We start from the raw sequence: 17,994 nt of genomic DNA, 5'->3' as shown, positions 1-17,994 counted from the left end.
ATCTAAAGGAACTCGTTTCAGAACCGCATCCTTAGTCTTAGCCTTAGCCTTAGTCTTTGTCTTAGTCTTAGTCTCATTCACATCGTAAAATACATATATCTGAAACCTCAAAAACTACTAATCGGCTCATAATTCATACTTTTTTGAGCCAATTAATCAAAATAATCGGCTCATCGTTAAATGAAATAAAAAAATAAATTGGGATTACCTTATTGAAGAAAATCTTTCAAGCTTACTTAAAAAACATAAAAACTTTATTTACAATAAATTATAAATAAAATTAAAAATTATAGACATAAAAAAAGCACCTTTTTAAAGGTGCTTTTGTGGTCCCAGTTGGGCTCGAACCAACGACTTGCTGATTATGAGTCAGCTACTCTAACCAACTGAGTTATAGGACCAAAAATAAAAAGAATAATACCTTTTATTTTGAATGCAAATATATAAAATCTAAAACATAAAAAACAAGTTAAAAATAAAAGAATTTTAATGTTTTTCACAACAAATTCAATTACAATATAATAGTGTTGTATTTTTATTATAATATTTATAATCCTTAATTTGATTAAAATGAAATAAATTATGGTTTATTAACATTATACTTTATTAAACATAATTGACCTATCGAAAAATATGTTCTCTTTCCATTCTGATAACAGCAAATCTGAATTAATGATTCTTCATTTTTATTGAGTTTATTCTTTCAATTATAAACCAACAAAATCTGTATTTGACTCATAATTATACGTTTTAAAAGTCAAATCTATTTTATAAGAATGATGATTTTCTTATTTAGAATTGGGCTAAGAAAGATGAAGTAAAATAGTGAATTTAAAATGTTTAATTGATGTTAATGAACTTAATGAGCTAAATAAATTTATTAATCGGCTCATATTTTTATTATATTTGAGCCAATTAGATTAAATAATCGGCTCATGAAATACAATTGGCAATATAAAAATTGGGCAAATTTTGAATATGACTCATCTGTAATTGACCAAATAGTTATAAAATTTGCTTTAAAAACAGGCGAATTAAAAGGAATGATTGATACCCTGCCCGAAGATATCAAGCAAGAAACGATTATTCAATTTATGATTGATGAAGCAATTAAAACTTCTGAGATTGAAGGCGAATTTTATAGCCGTCAAGATGTAATGTCATCCATTAAAAATAAAATTGGGATTCATTCTTCTATTAGCCATATAAAAGATAAAAATGCACGTGGAATAGGTGAATTAATGGTCGATGTTCGTAATAACTTTAAAACTGAACTAACAGAAGATTTAGTAAAAGAATGGCATAAAATCTTATTCGAAAATTCTACTTCTATTAATGCAGGAAATTATAGAATCGGTGAAGAGCCAATGGTTATTGTTTCGGGAGCATATGGACGTGAAAAAATACATTATCAAGCTCCTCCTTCAGAATTAGTTTCAACAGAAATGCAAAAATTTGTCAATTGGTATAATGAAATCAAAGTTGAACCAATCGATATTAAAAATGCATTAATTAAAGCATCTATTGCACATTTATATTTTGAATCAATCCATCCGTTTGAAGATGGAAATGGACGAATTGGACGTGCTATTGCAGAAAAATGTTTAGCAGAAAGTTTTAATCGTCCGTTAATCATGAGTTTATCAAGTACGATTGAAAAGGATAAAAAGAATTATTACGAAGCATTGAAAGATGCTCAGCAAACATTAGAAATTACAGATTGGATTTTGTATTTTTCTACAACTATTCTTGATGCACAAATCCAAGCAAAGAAAATAACCAATTTTATTTTAAATAAAACGAAGTTTTTAGATCAAACAAAACCTCTTTTAAACGAACGTCAGCTAAAAGTCGTTATCAAAATGTTGGATCAAGGAGCAGAAGGATTTGAAGGCGGAATGTCAGCAAAGAAATATATTTCGATAACAAAAACATCAAAAGCTACGGCTACACGTGATTTACAAGATTTAGTTGAAAAAAAAGTATTGATTACTGAAGGTGCAGGACGTTCTGTTAGATATGAGTTGAATATTTAATTTCACCTATTCAATAAAACCATAAGAGGTGAAAAATAGATTACTAGATTTAAAACTCTAAATACCAATACTTAAAACTCAATTTAAAGAATAGAAATGTCCAGTTATTTCATTAAAAAACTGGACATTTTGTTTATATTTTAAAGTTTTAAAAATTCCTATGATATACTTGTTTAAAATGTATTTCATTGATAAGTAAAATTATTTGAGGATTTGGCAAATAAAGTATATTAAAATATACATATCGTTTATATTTCGTATTTTTGATTATTATAATATACATTTATGTTAGATTTTACAACAATAAAAGATGTGAAAAATTCAATTGGAGCATGGTGTAAAAAGATGCGAAAAGCAGAACACTTAACACAAAAAGAATTAGCTCTTTCACGCTTAACAATTGTTAAACTTGAAAACGGAGAGAATCCTACTATCGAAACTCTTTTGAAAGTATTACAATATTTTGACGAAATGAAATCGATCAATCAATTTGTTTCTGATAAAATTGAAAACTTAGATAACAATCAATCTATGTATTAATAATAAATTACGTAAAACTAAATTTATCTTATTAATTAAAATCTGAATTAGGAAAGATTAAATCCTTAGTGATTTAGAATTAGGAAGCTCTTCACTTTCTTTTGAAAAACAATAGTAATTATTAGCTAGTATATAAAATGGGTATCAAACGGGTATCAAAACAATGATAAAAAATGGTGATTTTAAAATGTAGTAAAAATGATAAACTATTAATAATCAGCATAATTAAATAAAAAAAGCACCTTTTAAAAGGTGCTTTTGTGGTCCCACTTGGGCTCGAACCAAGGACTTGCTGATTATGAGTCAGCTACTCTAACCAGCTGAGTTATAGGACCAGAGAATTAAGCAATAAAAAGGAAGCTATCACCTAATTCGTTTGCAATATTAAAGCTATTTTTTTGAACTTCAAAATTATTTTACATCTTCGCAAAGCTCTACCAATACGCCATTTGTTGTTTTAGGATGCAAAAAAACAATACGCTTATTATCTGCTCCTAATTTTGGCGTTTCATTGATAAAAGTAAACCCTTGATTTTTAAGACGCTCTATTTCGAGTTCGATATCATCTACTCCAAAAGCAATATGGTGAATTCCTTCGCGATTTTTTTCTAAATATTTTTCAATAGCACTATCATTTTTTTCAGAACCGACCAATTCGATCTTCGATTCGCCTACTTCAAAAAAAGAGGTTCTCACACCTTCCGACTCCACTGCTTCTTCTTTGTACGGTGCTTTTCCTAATAATTTTTCGAACAATTCATTCGATAATCCCAAATCTTTAACGGCAATCCCTAAATGTTCTATTTTCATGTGTGTTGTTTTGCGTAAAGATAAACTTTTCTAAAATTTTTTATTTAAAATTTAAAGAGTTTGTTGTAATATTGAACTATGAGTTTTTATGAAGATGGGAGTCAATATCTCCGCAAAGGTCAGTATAGAAAAGCGATTGATTATTTTACATTATCGATTAAGCGTCAAATAGAAGTGGCAAATTCATATTTCGGTCGTGGATTGAGCCAATATTATATGAAACAAAATACAGATGCAATCAAAGATTTTGATAAAGCAATTGAATTAGATGATAAAAATCCAAACTTCTATTTCTACAGAGGAATGGCAAATTTTAATCAATATAATCCAACAAAAGCAGCTGAGAATTTTGATAAAGTAATTGAGATTGATCCGGCAAGTTTTGTAGCTTATCATCAAAAAGGTTATGTATTGATGAATTTGAACAAATACGATGAGGCGATCGAATGTTTCAATAAAGCTTTAGAAATTAATCCAGATTACGAATCATGTTACCACAATCGTGCATTTTGTTACGATCAATTGCAACAATTGGATAAAGCAATCGAAGATTATTCGAAAGTAATTGAAATGAAACCACATTTCTTGTCGTATTACAACAGAGGAAATACTTATTTTGTATTGAATGATTTAGAAAATGCATTAAACGATTTTAATCAATCAATCGAGTTAAATCCAAATCATTTCTTATCATACTACAACAAAGGCGCAATCCTAGAAAAATTTGAGAAACAAGCCGAAGCTGTAGAGGAATACAAAAAAGCATTGCAGTTGAATCCTGAATTTTATTTAGCTGCCGAAAGATTAGCACAATTAGAAAATCAACAATAAAACATAGAAATCGTTTCGAATTGGAACGATTTTTTTTTATGTCTTTTTATTTCTTATCGTAAATCAATGTTAGACCATGCGTTATGTTGTTACTTTGCCTTAAAATTAATCTAATATGCAAGTACAAATCGCCGTTTATGGTAAAAACAAAGAAATTGTAGACACGTTAGAACGCGTGATTAACAAAAATGAAAACTGGAAAGCATTTTGTACCTGCTCACAAGAAGAATTGAAAGGATACGTATCAACAAACAACGTCCAAATAATATTATACAGTAGTGGAATTGGTGCTTCGGAGGTAGAGAAAATGGAGGAATGGATAAGCACTTATTTCCCTACTATAAAGCAAATCCATCATTATGGTGGAGGAAGTGGTTTGTTGAAGTGCGAAATTGATGGTGCTTTGACTGGAATAAAACCTATTAGCAAAGCAAAAATCAATGTTATCCTTTAACATTTTAAGAAAAAAGAGCTTTTCACTTGTAGATGAAAAGCTCTTTTTTTACATATCTTTTATAATCCAATAGTCTCGGGAAATCCCAACATCATTGCGATTAACTTCTATTTCGTCGCAAAAATCTAAAAATAATTCGTCCAAAGTTTTATCAATTTTTGGCGTAGAACCGAACAATTTCGTTAGAATAGGATTGGTTTCGTGCTCTAATAGCTTCCCTGTAAACTGCTGAATGTTATTTTCTTTAATGCCAATAAATGTACTTGGCGCAAAAACCATCACCTCATCCGCATCAATCACCAAAAATGTTTTCGATTTTTTGATTAACTGAATCGATTTCTTTTTTTCTTCATCCGTTCCAACTTCTAGACTTTCTAAAAACAACTCGACGTTATCAAAAACTTCTTCCTTATCTTGAACAAATTCCATCTTATAAATTTTAGCAAAATTAAAGTTTTTTTTCTGATTGTTTACTTTTATTCATGTTTCCTATTTATCATTTCAATAGAAAAGTCTTCATCTATTTATGCAAAACTGAAATAAACTCAACTTGACATTATTGTCATTCTAAACCTGTCGAAGAATCTCAGATTATTCTAAACTACTTCAGTCATCTTCAACTCGATTCAAGATCACAACAAAAATATTTCCTTGAGAAAAATGTAGTTGAGTAAAAAAACTAATCTTCTTTCAATAGAATTTCGACTTCTAAATATTCGTGGTAATTTTTGACAAAATCATGGTCAAAATCAATGTCTTCTAAGCGCATTTGAATCCCTTTTTTATCAACATCAATATAATCTAAAATCGTTTGAACATTATAAATTTCAAGATTATGAAACGTCGGATACAACGTAATTTGCTTCAAGGTAAGTGCCATAATAAAACAATTGATTCCATTAAAATTAACCCCGATATCAGCGAAATTCTTATAAAAAGCAATCAAATTTGTTTTGAGCTGAAGATTATAATTAAAACTTCTCAACTTGAAATTTTTTAAGACCAATCGATTCGTCGTTTTCAAGACAATTTCTTCAGTAATCTGAAGGTTTTTACTCAATAATTCTAAAACTTGTTTATCCTCAACCAATTGATACAAAATATTCAAATATCGTTTAGCTTCATCAAATTCAAACAATTCTAAACTCACTAAAATCGATAAGAAAAGAAAACGTTGATTGGTAGGATACACAATTTCAATTTCTTTCAAATACTTTTGTGCTTCCTCAAATTTCAATTTATGAATATAATATTCGGCAATGTAGAAATTCGCTGCATACAAGTAATAATCTTCCTTTTTCGCTTCTAAAAGATATAAAATCGATTCTTCGTTGAAGTTTAAATTGCGCTGAACAACTCCTTTCAGAAAAAGTGCTTTTTTATCTTTTGGATATTCGTGAAGCAACTGATTTAATAAATCTTGCGCTTTAATTAATTGCTGAATCGGATTGTGAATAAACGAAAAACTTTTCCAAATGGGATATTGATTCTCATCCATTTCATCATCAAAAATCAAGAAAAAAATATCATTAAAAAGTCGATTGTAATCCACAGTATAAGTTTTAGTAGTACTAAAATTAAGCTATTTTTAGGTAAAATCCACGAACAAAATAAAAATCAGTTTTAAATAAACCCGTCAATTCGAGTGAAATTCTGTAAGAATTTTGTATCGAGAATAAGGTTTTAGAAGATAATATTCGTCTTAATTCTCGATAAAATTTTTCTTCATTCTTATACTGAGTTTATCAAAGTACTATTTCGAAAAATCACTCGAATTGACTAATTTTAGAACAAAACACACGACAAAATTATGCTTAAAACTGTTGTCGTTTTATTTTACCACTTTCCGTTCGAGGAAATGTAGGAATAAAAACAATCTCTTTTGGAACTTGGTATTTGGTTAAATCTGCTGAAGAAAAATCTAAACTCCTCTCCTCTCCTTCTACCACTAAAATTAATTTCTGACCTAATAATTCATCTGCTTTTGAGGTAATATAAAAATCAGAATGAATAAACGATTTCAGCTTATTTTCTATTTGTTCTGGAAATAATTTTATTCCACCCGAATTAATCACATTATCCGCTCTACCAATCCAGTTAAATTTTCGTGTATCAATCAATTCAACCACATCATTCGTTACAACTTGCAATCCATCATAAGGCGTATCAATCACCAAACAACCTCGCTCATCTTGTGAAATCTTTACCTCATCAAACGCTTCAAAAACTTGTTCTGCATTAGGATATTTTTGATTCGCAACTTGTTTAAACGCAATATGTGTAATCGTCTCCGTCATTGCATACGTTTCGTAGACTTCGTTCTCAAAAGCAAACAATTCTTGTTTCACTTTCTCCGAAAGAGGCGCTCCTCCGATAATTAACTTCTGACATCTTGAAACAAAATCTAACGAATTTTCAACTTGCATAGGCGTTAACGCAACAAAATCAATCGAGGTAAAATTTTGCGAAATTCCACTATTAATTTCATTCAAAGAAATATGAGAAGTTGGTTGCATACAAATCAATTTCAATCCGATTTCTACTGCACGAACCAACATCAATTTTCCAGCAATATAAGTAACAGGCATCACCAATAAAGCCGAATTTCCTTTCTCTAAATGCAAATGTTTTCCCGTCATATTCGCACTTTTTCGCATATTCTCTTTGGTCAAAATAATCTCTTTCGGAGTTCCAGTAGACCCCGAAGTATGCGCAATCATCACCTCAGAATCAGAAAACCATTCAACCAAAAAATCTTTTATGGATTGTTCAAATTCGTTGGTAACTTCAATAGCGTTGACATCATAGTTAGGTTGAGAAAAATCTAAATACAACATTCTATTTATGATAACTTACACCTGCATTAATTTCGATATCCAACACATTATTCGCTGGCGGAATGGGACAATTGTAATGTTTGCTATATGCACAATATGGATTATACACTTGATTAAAATCCAACGTAATTTCATTGGCTGTTGTACCTAAATCCTTTGTACTCAAATCCAAATAACGTCCACCTCCATAAGACGTCACGCCGTTTGTTTCGTCCATAAAAGGTAAAAACAAACTGTCTGCATATTTCTCCATAATTGGTGAAGATTGATAAACCGTCAGCGTTTGTTCAACATTATCCAACATGAACGTTACCGTTCCGTATTCTTTGTAATTTTTGATTTTTTTCGCAGAAGTAGGAAACGGAATCACCTTTCCATCTTTGATTGGCGTAAATTTCGCTTTCACTATATATTTTTCGCTGATCGGAAAAAATGTAATGCCTTTGAAATTCGTTTTTTCTTCGTCTACCAATGGCGTCGTTTTAAGATCAGTATAAAAAGTCGCCAATTCGGTTTGATATTTTTGAATTGCAACTAAATCAATTGTTTTTTTTGTCGTTTGACAACTCATTAAAACGATTGTTGCAAAAAATGCGATAATTACTTTATTCATGCTAATTTGTTTCGAAATAAATATTCTCCTCTTAATTCTAATCGACTTGGGAAATTGTTTGTAAACAAACCTCCTGTGCCCAATCCTTGTGGCATTTCTGGATATAAAATCGCTGTCCATTGTGCAATAGCATTTAAGCCTATATTACTTTCCAATGCTGATGTTATCCAAAACGGAATTTCGTATGTATCTGCTGCATTAATCCATTCCAACGAACCTCTAATTCCCCCAACCAAACTTGGTTTTAGAATAATATATTGCGGTTTGATTTTTTCTAATAAGTTGAATTTATCTTCTTGATGAACAATTCCGATTAACTCTTCGTCCAATGCGATTGGTGTTGGTGTAGCAGCGCATAACTCTGCCATCAACTCTACTTGTCCAGCTTTGATAGGTTGTTCAATCGAATGTATTTTTAAATCAGCCAATTGTTGCAACACCACTTTTGCTTCCTCAAACGTAAAACCTCCGTTCGCGTCTACTCTTAATTCTAATTGATCTGCAGAAAAATCTTGTCTTAATTGTTGAATAATCTTATGCTCATTTTCCCAATCAACACCGATTTTCAACTTGATACAGTTGAAACCAATCGCTAATTTTTCTTTGATTTGTTCGCGCATAAAATCAATCGAACCCATCCAAATTAAACCATTAGTTTGAATTCCGACATCACCAGATGAGAACGATGATTCATACAAATTAGGATTATAACAATCATCGTAATGATCATTGTATCGATTGGCTGACATACTTTGAAACGCTTGCTCCAATCCAAATTGAATCGAAGGCCATTCTCTCAATTGACTCCATAATGTTTCAATTCCTAAATCAATATTCTCGCATGCCCAATGTAATTTTTCTTCATATTCAGGTCGATCATCAAAACTCAACCCTTGGAATAAACCACATTCTCCTACATATTTTTTTCCTTCTTCTATGGTTAATAAATAAGTCAGTTTTTCGGTCAACACTCCGCGTGAAGTACCACTTGCTTGTTTAAAAATCAATTTGTACGGTTCAAAACTTGCTTTCATTCCTCAAAATTAATCAATGTTCAAGAATTTCTCAAATGAAACAGAAGTTCTTTTTAAATTAAACTTTTTCATATAAACTTAACTCATTCAGTGTTTTATTCGAAATATTTTGTAATTTTAATTAATTATTTAACCATAATCAATTACTATGAAACGAAATCAACATATTGTTCTTTTGTCAAAAGATCATCATTTTGGTTTACTGTGCAGTTGGAAAATACAACAAGGTTTAAATAAAAACATTGAACCAGAACGCATGGCAACTTATGTCGATTACTTTTGGAAAAGTCATCTAAAAGAACATTTCAAAGAAGAAGAACAAATTATCTTTCCTTTTTCGGACGAACAACACAATACACAAATTAAGGCAGAACATATCGAAATCGAACGTTTAATTGAATTAATTGCCAAACAACCTGACACAAATTTATTAAGTGATTTTGCAACAAAACTTCATGATCATATCCGATTTGAAGAACGTGCATGGTTTCCATTTTTGGACGAATATATCAATGAAGACGATTTTGCTGCTATTGGATTAAAATTAGAGGAATCACATCAAAAAGTTGAAGACGATTACAACGACGAGTTCTGGAAATAAACCTTCCTTTTAAAACATGATATAAATTATAGTTTTAATAAAACACTTTTTACTCTTTTATTAAATATATAGCGTATATTTGTAGTGTAAAAAAAGATTAAGGAATGTTATCAAAAACTTGTGAATACGCAATTAGGGCGTTGACTTTTATAGCTCAACAAACAAAAGACGGCAACAAGATCAGCATCAAGGATGTTGCAAAAGGAATTGATTCGCCTGAATATTTTATTGCGAAAATTTTACAAGAAATGACCAGAAAAGATTTATTGCAATCGACAAAAGGACCAACAGGCGGTTTTCATTTAAATGAAACCAATTTGAATAATTCATTGGCGAATATTGTAAAAGAATTTGACGGAGATAAAATTTTTAACGGTTGTGCATTAGGTTTAAAACAATGCTCGGAAACAAGTCCTTGTCCATTACACGATCAATTTAAAGGAATAAGAAACAATTTAAAACAATTATTAGAATCGACAACTATTCGAGATTTAGTTGAAAAATTGGAAACAAAAAATGTTTTTTTAAGACTGAATTTTGAATAAAAAAATTTAATTTTAAATCGGATAAATAAGTCTTTTATAAATTTAAAACCGAACTAATGAAAATAAAACATCCTTTTATATTTGCGCTTCTTTTCTTATGGATAGGAATTTTTATCAGCATAAGTTTTATTGAAACGCCTTTAAAATTTCAAGTCACTGGAATGACTTTACCGATTGCATTAGAATTAGGAAAAATCACATTTGGAATTTCAACAATTATTCAATTTGTACTTTTAGGAATTATCCTTCTCCTATTTTTTATCAACCGAAAAGAAATCAACTATCCAATGAAAATTTGTGTCATTATTCTAACGATTATTTTATGTCTTGAAAAATTTTGGATGTTACCTGTTTTGGATGCTCGAGCAGACATTTTAATGACAGGAAAAGGCTTACCTCCTACTCCTTTACACGACTATTTCATTTATGCAGAAAGTTTAAAATTGCTAATGTTAATTGTCTTTTGTGTCACATTAATTACAAAAAAAAATGAGCAAAGATTCTATTGAAAAAATGTCAGGACATTGGGTTTTGGCTAAAGTCGGAAAAAAAGTATTACGCCCTGGAGGGAAACAAATGACCGATAAAATGATCAAATTATTGGATATTAATTCAACGGATCATGTGGTAGAATTTGCGCCAGGATTAGGTTATACAGCAAATATTACACTTCAAAAAAATCCGAAAACCTATATAGGTATTGATTTAGAAGAAGCTATTGTAAAAGACTTAAATCTTAAATTCGGAAATGAGAAAACAACGTTCAAATTAGCTAACGCAGCTCAGACGGAATTGGACAATGAAAGTCAGACAAAAGTTTATGGAGAAGCTATGTTGACAATGCATGCTGATCACCGAAAAAGTGAAATCATACAAGAAGCCTTTCGTATTTTAAAAAATCAAGGCATCTATGCCATTCATGAGTTAGCATTAAAACCAGATCTGATTTCAGAAGAAATCAAAAAAGAGATTCAACGAGAATTGGCTGAAACCATGAAAGTAAATGCACGACCATTAACCATAGAAGAATGGAAAAATAGGTTAATAAATGAAGGATTTGAAATTATCACAATAGAAACTGCAGAAATGCACTTACTAGAACCGTCTCGATTAATCGACGATGAAGGATTTAATGGTTTCATGACTATTGTCAAAAACATTGCAACTCAACCTGAAATTAGAGAGCGTGTAATTAAAATGAAAAAAATATTTAAAAAATACGAAGAGCATCTTTGCGCTACAGTAATTATGGCTAAAAAAACAACTTAACAGATCAAGCACATGAAAAAATTTGTAATCCCTTTTGCAATGGTTTGTTTAGCTTTCGGAATGACAGCTTGTAAACAAACAACAAAATCTACTCAAACTACTGACACTGAAACAATCGCTATTTCGAATGAGGCAGCTGAAGAAGCAAAATTAACTTCTCCACCATTAGTTCCTGAACCAATCGGAGATAGAGCGGCTAAAAAATTAATTGTCCGTTTAGAAACAATCGAAAAAACAGGAGAATTAGCAGATGGTACGCAATATAATTTTTGGACTTTCGGAGGTACAGTTCCTGGTAGTTTTATTCGAGCACGAATTGGGGATGAGATTGAATTTCACCTAAAAAATAATGAAAACAGTGTATTTCCACACAATATTGACCTTCACGCAGTGAATGGTCCTGGAGGTGGAGCTGAAGCATCATTTGTTGCACCAGGTAAAGAAGCTGTATTCAATTTTAAAGCATTAAATCCTGGTTTATATGTTTACCACTGTGCTACTGCTCCAGTTGGAATGCATATCGCAAACGGGATGTATGGTTTAATCCTTATCGAACCAGAAGGTGGTTTACCAAAAGTTGACAAAGAATTCTACATTATGCAAGGAGATTTCTATGTAAAAGGAAACTTTGGCGACAAAGGAATGCAAGAATTTGACATGAATAAAGCTATTGCTGAAACACCTGATTATGTTGTATTCAACGGAAATACTGGAGGATTATTAGGCGACAATGAATTGCAAGCTAATGTTGGCGAAACCGTTCGTTTCTTTGTTGGAAATGGAGGTCCTAACTTAACTTCATCTTTCCACTTAATTGGAGAAATTTTCGATCGCGTATATCCTGAAGGTGGAAGTTTAGTAAACGAAAATGTTCAAACAACACTTATTCCTGCTGGTGGAGCTGCTATTGTAGAGTTCAAAGCTACTGTTCCAGGTGAATATGTAATTGTGGATCATGCTATTTTCAGAGCATTTAATAAAGGTGCTTTAGGAAAAATAAAAGTCAATGGAAATGACAATCCAAAAGTATTTAAGTCAAATAAATAATTAATCTCAGTTCAATTAATATGTACCGTTTAATCGTTATATTAACCGTATTTATTTCACTTTTATCTTGTTCTAAAACGACAACAACAGAACAAAAAAATGAAACCACCACTTTAGCTTTTATCCAAGATGATAAAAAAATGGTGAAAGTTGATGGTGGTTTCTATAAACCGTTTGTTGGAAATCAAGATAGTTTAGTTGAAGTGCAATCGTTTTATATCGATGAAACGGCTGTCACAAATCGCGAGTATATCAAATTTCTAAAGGCAAATCCGCAATGGACAAAAGACCAAGTAAAACGAATTTATGCCGATAGTACTTATTTGAAACATTGGACATCCAATTATGAGATTCCAAAAGGAGTAAGCTTAGATGCGCCTGTCACAAATGTTTCGTGGTTTGCTGCAAAAGCTTATGCCAAAAGTGTAGGAAAACGTTTACCAACAATCGATGAATGGGAATATACTGCACGTGCAGACGAACAAATGAAAGACGCAACAGAAGATCCGGCTTTTACCCAACGTATTCTTCAATTGTATCAAAACAAAATGAGTTATACGAAACCTGTCAAACAGTTTTCACCAAATGCTTGGGGTGTTTATGACCTTTATGGTTTAATTTGGGAATGGACAGATGATTTTAATTCGGTTATGCTTTCTGGTGAATCTAGAAAAGACAATACCGTAAATGAAACGCTTTTTTGTGCTGGTGCTTCGGTTACCTCATCAGATTTGAAAAATTATGCTGCCTTTATTCGTTTCGCTTTAAGAGGTAGTATTGAAGCTAATTACACGGTCAACAATTTAGGATTCCGTTGTGCAAAAGATATTAATTAACCTATAAAATAGAATAAGATGAAAAAAATTCTATTCCTTATGCTTCCACTAATTGTGTTGTTTTCTTGTCAATCAAAAACGGAAACAACCGTAACTGATTCTGAATCGATTTTCAATTTGCAATCCGAATGGCAAACACAAAATGGAAATGAAATCAAATTGGAAGAATTAAAAGGAAAAGTTTTGACTGTAGTGATGATTTATACTTCATGCAAAACGGCTTGTCCGCGATTGACATTGGACATGAAAGACATCGCAACAAAAGTCAATTACAAAGGAAAAGACTTGACTTATGTTTTGGTTTCTATTGATCCTAAAACAGATACACCAGAAAAAATGACCGATTTTCTAAAAAATAATAAAATAGATAATAAACAATGGTTATTTTTGAGAAGCTCTGAAGATAATACACGTGAATTTGCAAATAGCTTGGCAATGAAATACAAACAAATTTCTCCAATCGATTTCTCTCATTCAAACATTATCAGCGTTTTTTCGAAAGAAGGTATTTTAGTTCACCAAAAAGAAGGCTTAGCTATTGACATTGATGAAACGGTGGATGCTATAAAAAAACAACTAAATTAAGAACAATAAAAAATTACGAAATGAAAAAATTAACTTTTATGATGGCCGCTCTTGTTGCGGTGTCGTTCTATTCTTGCAACAAAGCAGAAGACAAAAAATCGACAGATAGCGAAATTGATTATTCAACTGTTGATGTTGGAAAACCAGCTGAAGCACCTCAAGCAGCAGAATTAACAAGTGCTGAAAAAGGAAAAAACTTAGTTGAAAAAGCAGACTGTTTATCTTGTCACACAGTTGACACAAAATTGATTGGACCATCTTATCAAGATGTTGCAGCAAAATATACAGAAGCTGATCGTGATATGTTGGCATCAAAAATTATTGAAGGAGGAAAAGGAAATTGGGGCGATATTCCAATGACACCTCACTCTACAGTAACAAAAGATGAAGCTGGTCAAATGATCGATTATGTTTTATCATTGAAAAAATAATCCCTATAACTCCCCGACATAGGTTGGGGAGTTTTTCAAAAAAATTTAAATTAATAAAGGATATAAAAGTATTTTATTATGAACACTAGAACAGACTTAATAGGAGAAATGGTTGCAGAAGATTTTAGAACTGCTGCAGTTTTCAAAAAATATGGAATTGATTTTTGTTGCCGTGGAGGAAGAACAATCGAAGATGCGTGTAAAGACAAAACTGTCGATGCCGAAACGATTTACAACGAATTAGAAAATATTCCAAATCAATCGAATAATAACATCGATTTCAAATCTTGGCCATTGGATTTATTGGTAGAATATGTGGAAAAAACTCACCATGCTTATGTGGAAGAAAAAATACCTGTTTTACTCGCTTTCTTAGACAAATTATGCAAAGTTCATGGTGAAAGACATCCAGTACTTTATGAAATAAACGCTTTATTTAATCAAACAGCTCAAGATTTGAGTGCTCATTTAAAAAAAGAAGAATTAATTCTTTTTCCATTTATCAAAAAAATGACTCATGCAAAGAAAAGAGGAATAGAATTAGAAGTTCCTCATTTTGGTACAGTTGAAAATCCAGTTCACATGATGGAACATGAACATACCGCAGAAGGTGATCGTTTTGCAAGGATTGCAGAACTTACCAATCATTACACTCCACCAGCAGATGCGTGTAACACTTATCGCGTGACCTATGCAATGTTAGAAGAATTCGAGAATGATTTGCATACTCATATTCACATCGAAAACAACATTCTATTTCCAAAATCTATTCAATTAGAAAAAGAACTTAAATAAGTTTATTCACTCCCAATAATCCCCTTATTGGGAGTTTTTGATTCTTTAATTCATTATTATTTAAGATATTTTCACTTATAGTTTTGTAACTTTTTGATGATTGATTCGTCTTATTTGTAAACAACCCTATAAATGAAAAAATATTTTCTTCCAATTATTTGTATTGCATCTGTTCATACTTTTGCTCAACAAGAAATAAAAGGAACTTTTCAATATACCAATCAAGCTCCAATAGCGTTAGCAGATGTAATCATTTTTCAAGGCGAAAAAATTATAGATGAAATTTCTACTGACAAAAATGGGCACTTTACGGTTATTTTAGAAGAAGGAACTTATACGTATAGAATTGAAGAAGCTGGAATTTTACTTCATTCATCCTCTCTCACGATTATGAATCATACGGATTTAGGAATTATTTTAGTTCCTAAAACTGAAAATGTAACCTTAACGGAAGCTGTTGTTACAGGTCAAAAAAAATTAGTTGAAAAGAAAGTAGACCGATTAATTTTCAATGTCGATCAAGCAGAAGGTGCAAAAGGTGGAAATGCCTTAGATGCATTGAAACTTGCGCCACGTATAAAGGTGGAAGAAGCGACAGATGCTATTTCGATTATAGGAAAAGGTTCAGTAAGCGTCATGATTAATGACCGATTAATGCAAATGAGCAGTGAACAATTGTCAAATTATCTAAAAACCATTCGAACAGAAGATATTGAAAAAATTGAAGTCATTACAAATCCTCCAGCCAAATACGATGCGACAGGAAACAGTGGAATCATCAATATTGTATTGAAAAATGCAAAACAAGAAAGTTTGAATGGTTCTATTTCGACTTCATACAACCAGCAAAAATACGGTGGATTCAATTTGAACGGGAATATCAATTACCGCAAAGGAAAATGGACATTAACCTCTAATATTTATAGTGGTAAAGGAAATTGGTATGGTAAAAGTAAAAACACAACTTTATATCCAGATCAAAAATGGACTTCGGACGGAATTAATAAAAATGAGAACAATTATTATGGTGGTCGAATTGGTATTGATTATCAAATCAATGACAACTTAATTACAGGTTTCAATTTAGATATTTCAGATGGTAAAGGAGAAAGTAAAGGAAATTCAGTCATTGATATTTTCGATTTAGTGAACAACAAAACAAATCGTTATATGACGACGAATTGGGATGGTGGAAAATGGAATTGGAATTATTTGGGATTAAATTACCATATCATCAAAAAATTCAAAACAGAAGGTAAAAAGTTGACCTTCGATTTTGATTATTCGAATAACGGAAACGATAGCAATAACAAAAATATTAGCAATGAATTTGATCCGAATTGGGCTGAAATTCCTGGTAAATACGAAAATAATTATAGCTTAAATGACGGCTCTTCAAACCGATTCAATGCAAGTATCGATATGGAGCATGCTGTTAATTCGTGGAAAATGAATTACGGGATACGTTTACGTTGGGCAACAGATGAAGCGGAAAATCAACGATTTTTAAAACTTAACCCGAATAATGATTTCCATGAAGATACCGATTTTGCAAGCAAATACAATTACAAAGAGAATGTCTACGCATTGTATTATTCGGTAGAAAAACAATTGAGTGAAAAGCTGACAGGAAAAGTTGGGTTACGCTATGAGCATGCACAAGTGAAAAGCATTATGGAAGATCCGAAAAATAATTACGAAAAAACTTATGACGGCTTATATCCTACCGCTTATTTGATGTATCAATCATCGGAAAATCATTCGTTTACATTAAACTATAGTCGTCGTGTAGATCGTCCATTTATTTGGTATTTAAATCCAAGAAGAACGAAACAAAATGAGTATAATTATTCAGAAGGAAATCCAAATTTGACGCCTTCTAATTCGAATAATTTCGAGTTAGAGCATGCGTATAAAGATTTATTGGTAACAAGTTTGTATTACCGCAATGCGAATGATCTTTTTGAACAAGTAAGCATCATGGATCCTGATACCAAGATTACACTTTCTAAGCCTTATAATATTGGAAAAACATATAGTATTGGTTTAAGTGAAAACATCAACGTAAAACCTTATAAATGGTGGAAAGTAAATGCTTCGGCAGATGTTTTCTATCGTAAAACAACCAGTAAAATTCCTGAAATGAATTATACATTAGACGGAATGAATGGGGAATTTAGAATTACAAATAATTTAGATTTAAATAAAAAGAAAACACTTTTTGCTAATTACACTTATTCATATTATACAAAAAGTACAGATGGATTAGACAAATTTGGAGATTTTATGCGTCATAACATTGGTATGAGAGCAATGGTATTTAAAAAGAAATTACAACTTTCGGCAAATATCTCTAACCTTTTCGAAAATAAAAATGGAACTTACACAAGTACGTCTAACAACGTAACAAATATGGGAGTTAATCAAGCTTTCAGAATGTATCGTATTGGAATTAGTTACAATTTCGGAAAACAATTTAATATAGAACGCTCAAAATCTAACCAAGAACAAAGCGGCGGAGGCGGTGGAGGAAATGGTTAAAATTTATTCCTGAATGAATAGAACCTGAACAAATCTGTTCAGGTTTTATTTTTTTATAATGATTATTGATCCAATTCTATCAATAGTTTTTTTAATTTGGATATACTTGTAATATATCTTGATATAAAGATATATTTAAAACCAATAAGAAAATTATTCAAACAGAAAATATACCAATTGCAAATGGAC

General features: G+C 31.2%; 19 protein-coding genes, 2 tRNA genes and 2 pseudogenes. 14 read left to right on the top strand and 9 right to left on the bottom strand.

Translation table 11 applies throughout. The features are described from left to right. Positions 1–327: 327 nt before the first annotated feature. Positions 328–401 (bottom strand) — tRNA-Ile (locus B4J88_RS14875). A 179-nt stretch (positions 402–580) separates the two neighbouring features. After that, positions 581–691 (bottom strand): annotated as a pseudogene (locus B4J88_RS15240) (hypothetical protein); the annotation flags it as partial. A 244-nt stretch (positions 692–935) separates the two neighbouring features. Here B4J88_RS15240 and B4J88_RS14870 point away from each other — a divergent pair. Next, positions 936–2,036, top strand: coding sequence for a Fic family protein (locus B4J88_RS14870; RefSeq protein ID WP_291067990.1), 1,101 nt, complete (start codon positions 936–938; stop codon positions 2,034–2,036). Positions 2,037–2,321: 285 nt separating this feature from the next. After that, a complete protein-coding gene (locus tag B4J88_RS14865) occupies positions 2,322–2,576 on the top strand; it encodes a helix-turn-helix domain-containing protein (protein WP_114999405.1) in 255 nt (84 codons plus the stop codon). Between the two features lie 261 nt (positions 2,577–2,837). Here B4J88_RS14865 and B4J88_RS14860 read toward each other — a convergent pair. Both B4J88_RS14860 and mce read right to left on the bottom strand, forming a co-directional pair. Beyond that, positions 2,838–2,911, bottom strand: a tRNA-Ile gene (locus tag B4J88_RS14860). 76 nt (positions 2,912–2,987) lie between these two features. Then, positions 2,988–3,386 carry a methylmalonyl-CoA epimerase gene (mce, locus tag B4J88_RS14855; RefSeq protein WP_219034454.1) on the bottom strand — a complete coding sequence of 133 codons (399 nt, stop codon included), beginning with the start codon at positions 3,384–3,386 and terminating at the stop codon, positions 2,988–2,990. Positions 3,387–3,464: 78 nt separating this feature from the next. Between mce and B4J88_RS14850 the strand changes: the two genes are divergently transcribed. Both B4J88_RS14850 and B4J88_RS14845 read left to right on the top strand, forming a co-directional pair. Then, positions 3,465–4,217, top strand: coding sequence for a tetratricopeptide repeat protein (locus tag B4J88_RS14850; RefSeq protein WP_038337013.1), 753 nt, complete (start codon positions 3,465–3,467; stop codon positions 4,215–4,217). 115 nt (positions 4,218–4,332) lie between these two features. Beyond that, positions 4,333–4,671 carry a hypothetical protein gene (locus B4J88_RS14845; RefSeq protein WP_114999401.1) on the top strand — a complete coding sequence of 113 codons (339 nt, stop codon included), beginning with the start codon at positions 4,333–4,335 and terminating at the stop codon, positions 4,669–4,671. A 48-nt stretch (positions 4,672–4,719) separates the two neighbouring features. On the opposite strand, the gene B4J88_RS14840 is transcribed toward B4J88_RS14845, so the two are convergent. From B4J88_RS14840 to B4J88_RS14820, 5 genes are all read right to left on the bottom strand, one after another. Next, positions 4,720–5,100 carry a hypothetical protein gene (locus tag B4J88_RS14840; RefSeq protein ID WP_280038239.1) on the bottom strand — a complete coding sequence of 127 codons (381 nt, stop codon included), beginning with the start codon at positions 5,098–5,100 and terminating at the stop codon, positions 4,720–4,722. Positions 5,101–5,350: 250 nt separating this feature from the next. Further along, complete coding sequence (locus tag B4J88_RS14835; RefSeq protein ID WP_291067987.1) at positions 5,351–6,223, bottom strand: tetratricopeptide repeat protein; 873 nt, start codon at positions 6,221–6,223, stop codon at positions 5,351–5,353. Positions 6,224–6,485: 262 nt separating this feature from the next. Further along, entirely contained in the window at positions 6,486–7,508 is a 1,023-nt protein-coding gene (locus B4J88_RS14830) for an AMP-binding protein (protein WP_291067985.1), read from the bottom strand. A gap of 1 nt (position 7,509) precedes the next feature. Then, positions 7,510–8,121, bottom strand: a complete 612-nt coding sequence (locus tag B4J88_RS14825; RefSeq protein WP_221855293.1) for a DUF1684 domain-containing protein — start codon at positions 8,119–8,121, stop codon at positions 7,510–7,512. Then, a complete protein-coding gene (locus B4J88_RS14820) occupies positions 8,118–9,155 on the bottom strand; it encodes an o-succinylbenzoate synthase (protein ID WP_291067983.1) in 1,038 nt (345 codons plus the stop codon). Before B4J88_RS14820 ends, B4J88_RS14825 begins: the two co-directional genes overlap by 4 nt. Before the next feature lie 148 nt (positions 9,156–9,303). On the opposite strand from B4J88_RS14820, the gene B4J88_RS14815 reads away from it, so the two are divergent. The 10 genes and pseudogenes from B4J88_RS14815 to B4J88_RS14770 all read left to right on the top strand — a co-directional run bounded on the left by B4J88_RS14815 (position 9,304) and on the right by B4J88_RS14770 (position 17,805). Next, positions 9,304–9,756, top strand: coding sequence for a hemerythrin domain-containing protein (locus tag B4J88_RS14815; RefSeq protein WP_280049698.1), 453 nt, complete (start codon positions 9,304–9,306; stop codon positions 9,754–9,756). A 104-nt stretch (positions 9,757–9,860) separates the two neighbouring features. Continuing rightward, positions 9,861–10,301: an RrF2 family transcriptional regulator gene (locus B4J88_RS14810; RefSeq protein WP_280049699.1), complete on the top strand. Its 441-nt coding sequence runs from the start codon at positions 9,861–9,863 to the stop codon at positions 10,299–10,301. Positions 10,302–10,357: 56 nt separating this feature from the next. Further along, the gene (locus tag B4J88_RS14805) at positions 10,358–10,810 is read left to right on the top strand and encodes a hypothetical protein (protein WP_280049700.1); all 453 of its coding nucleotides are present in this window, start codon (positions 10,358–10,360) and stop codon (positions 10,808–10,810) included. Beyond that, positions 10,791–11,570, top strand: a complete 780-nt coding sequence (locus tag B4J88_RS14800) for a methyltransferase domain-containing protein (protein ID WP_280051305.1) — start codon at positions 10,791–10,793, stop codon at positions 11,568–11,570. Before B4J88_RS14805 ends, B4J88_RS14800 begins: the two co-directional genes overlap by 20 nt. Before the next feature lie 12 nt (positions 11,571–11,582). Then, a pseudogene (gene nirK, locus B4J88_RS14795) lies at positions 11,583–12,602 on the top strand (copper-containing nitrite reductase); the annotation flags it as partial. 35 nt (positions 12,603–12,637) lie between these two features. After that, a complete protein-coding gene (locus B4J88_RS14790; RefSeq protein ID WP_280049703.1) occupies positions 12,638–13,453 on the top strand; it encodes a formylglycine-generating enzyme family protein in 816 nt (271 codons plus the stop codon). Positions 13,454–13,471: 18 nt separating this feature from the next. Further along, entirely contained in the window at positions 13,472–14,038 is a 567-nt protein-coding gene (locus B4J88_RS14785; protein ID WP_280049704.1) for an SCO family protein, read from the top strand. 20 nt (positions 14,039–14,058) lie between these two features. Next, positions 14,059–14,469 (top strand): c-type cytochrome, encoded by a 411-nt coding sequence (locus tag B4J88_RS14780; RefSeq protein WP_280049705.1) that lies wholly within the window; start codon positions 14,059–14,061, stop codon positions 14,467–14,469. 78 nt (positions 14,470–14,547) lie between these two features. Continuing rightward, a complete protein-coding gene (gene ric / locus B4J88_RS14775; RefSeq protein ID WP_280049706.1) occupies positions 14,548–15,264 on the top strand; it encodes an iron-sulfur cluster repair di-iron protein in 717 nt (238 codons plus the stop codon). A gap of 132 nt (positions 15,265–15,396) precedes the next feature. Beyond that, positions 15,397–17,805: a TonB-dependent receptor domain-containing protein gene (locus tag B4J88_RS14770; protein WP_291067981.1), complete on the top strand. Its 2,409-nt coding sequence runs from the start codon at positions 15,397–15,399 to the stop codon at positions 17,803–17,805. The last annotated feature ends 189 nt before the right edge of the window (positions 17,806–17,994 follow it).

Origin of the sequence: Empedobacter sp. UBA5036 (assembly GCF_002415215.1) — a bacterium.
Taxonomy (GTDB): domain Bacteria; phylum Bacteroidota; class Bacteroidia; order Flavobacteriales; family Weeksellaceae; genus Empedobacter; species Empedobacter falsenii_B.
This window is presented reverse-complemented; position numbering and strand designations above follow the sequence as displayed.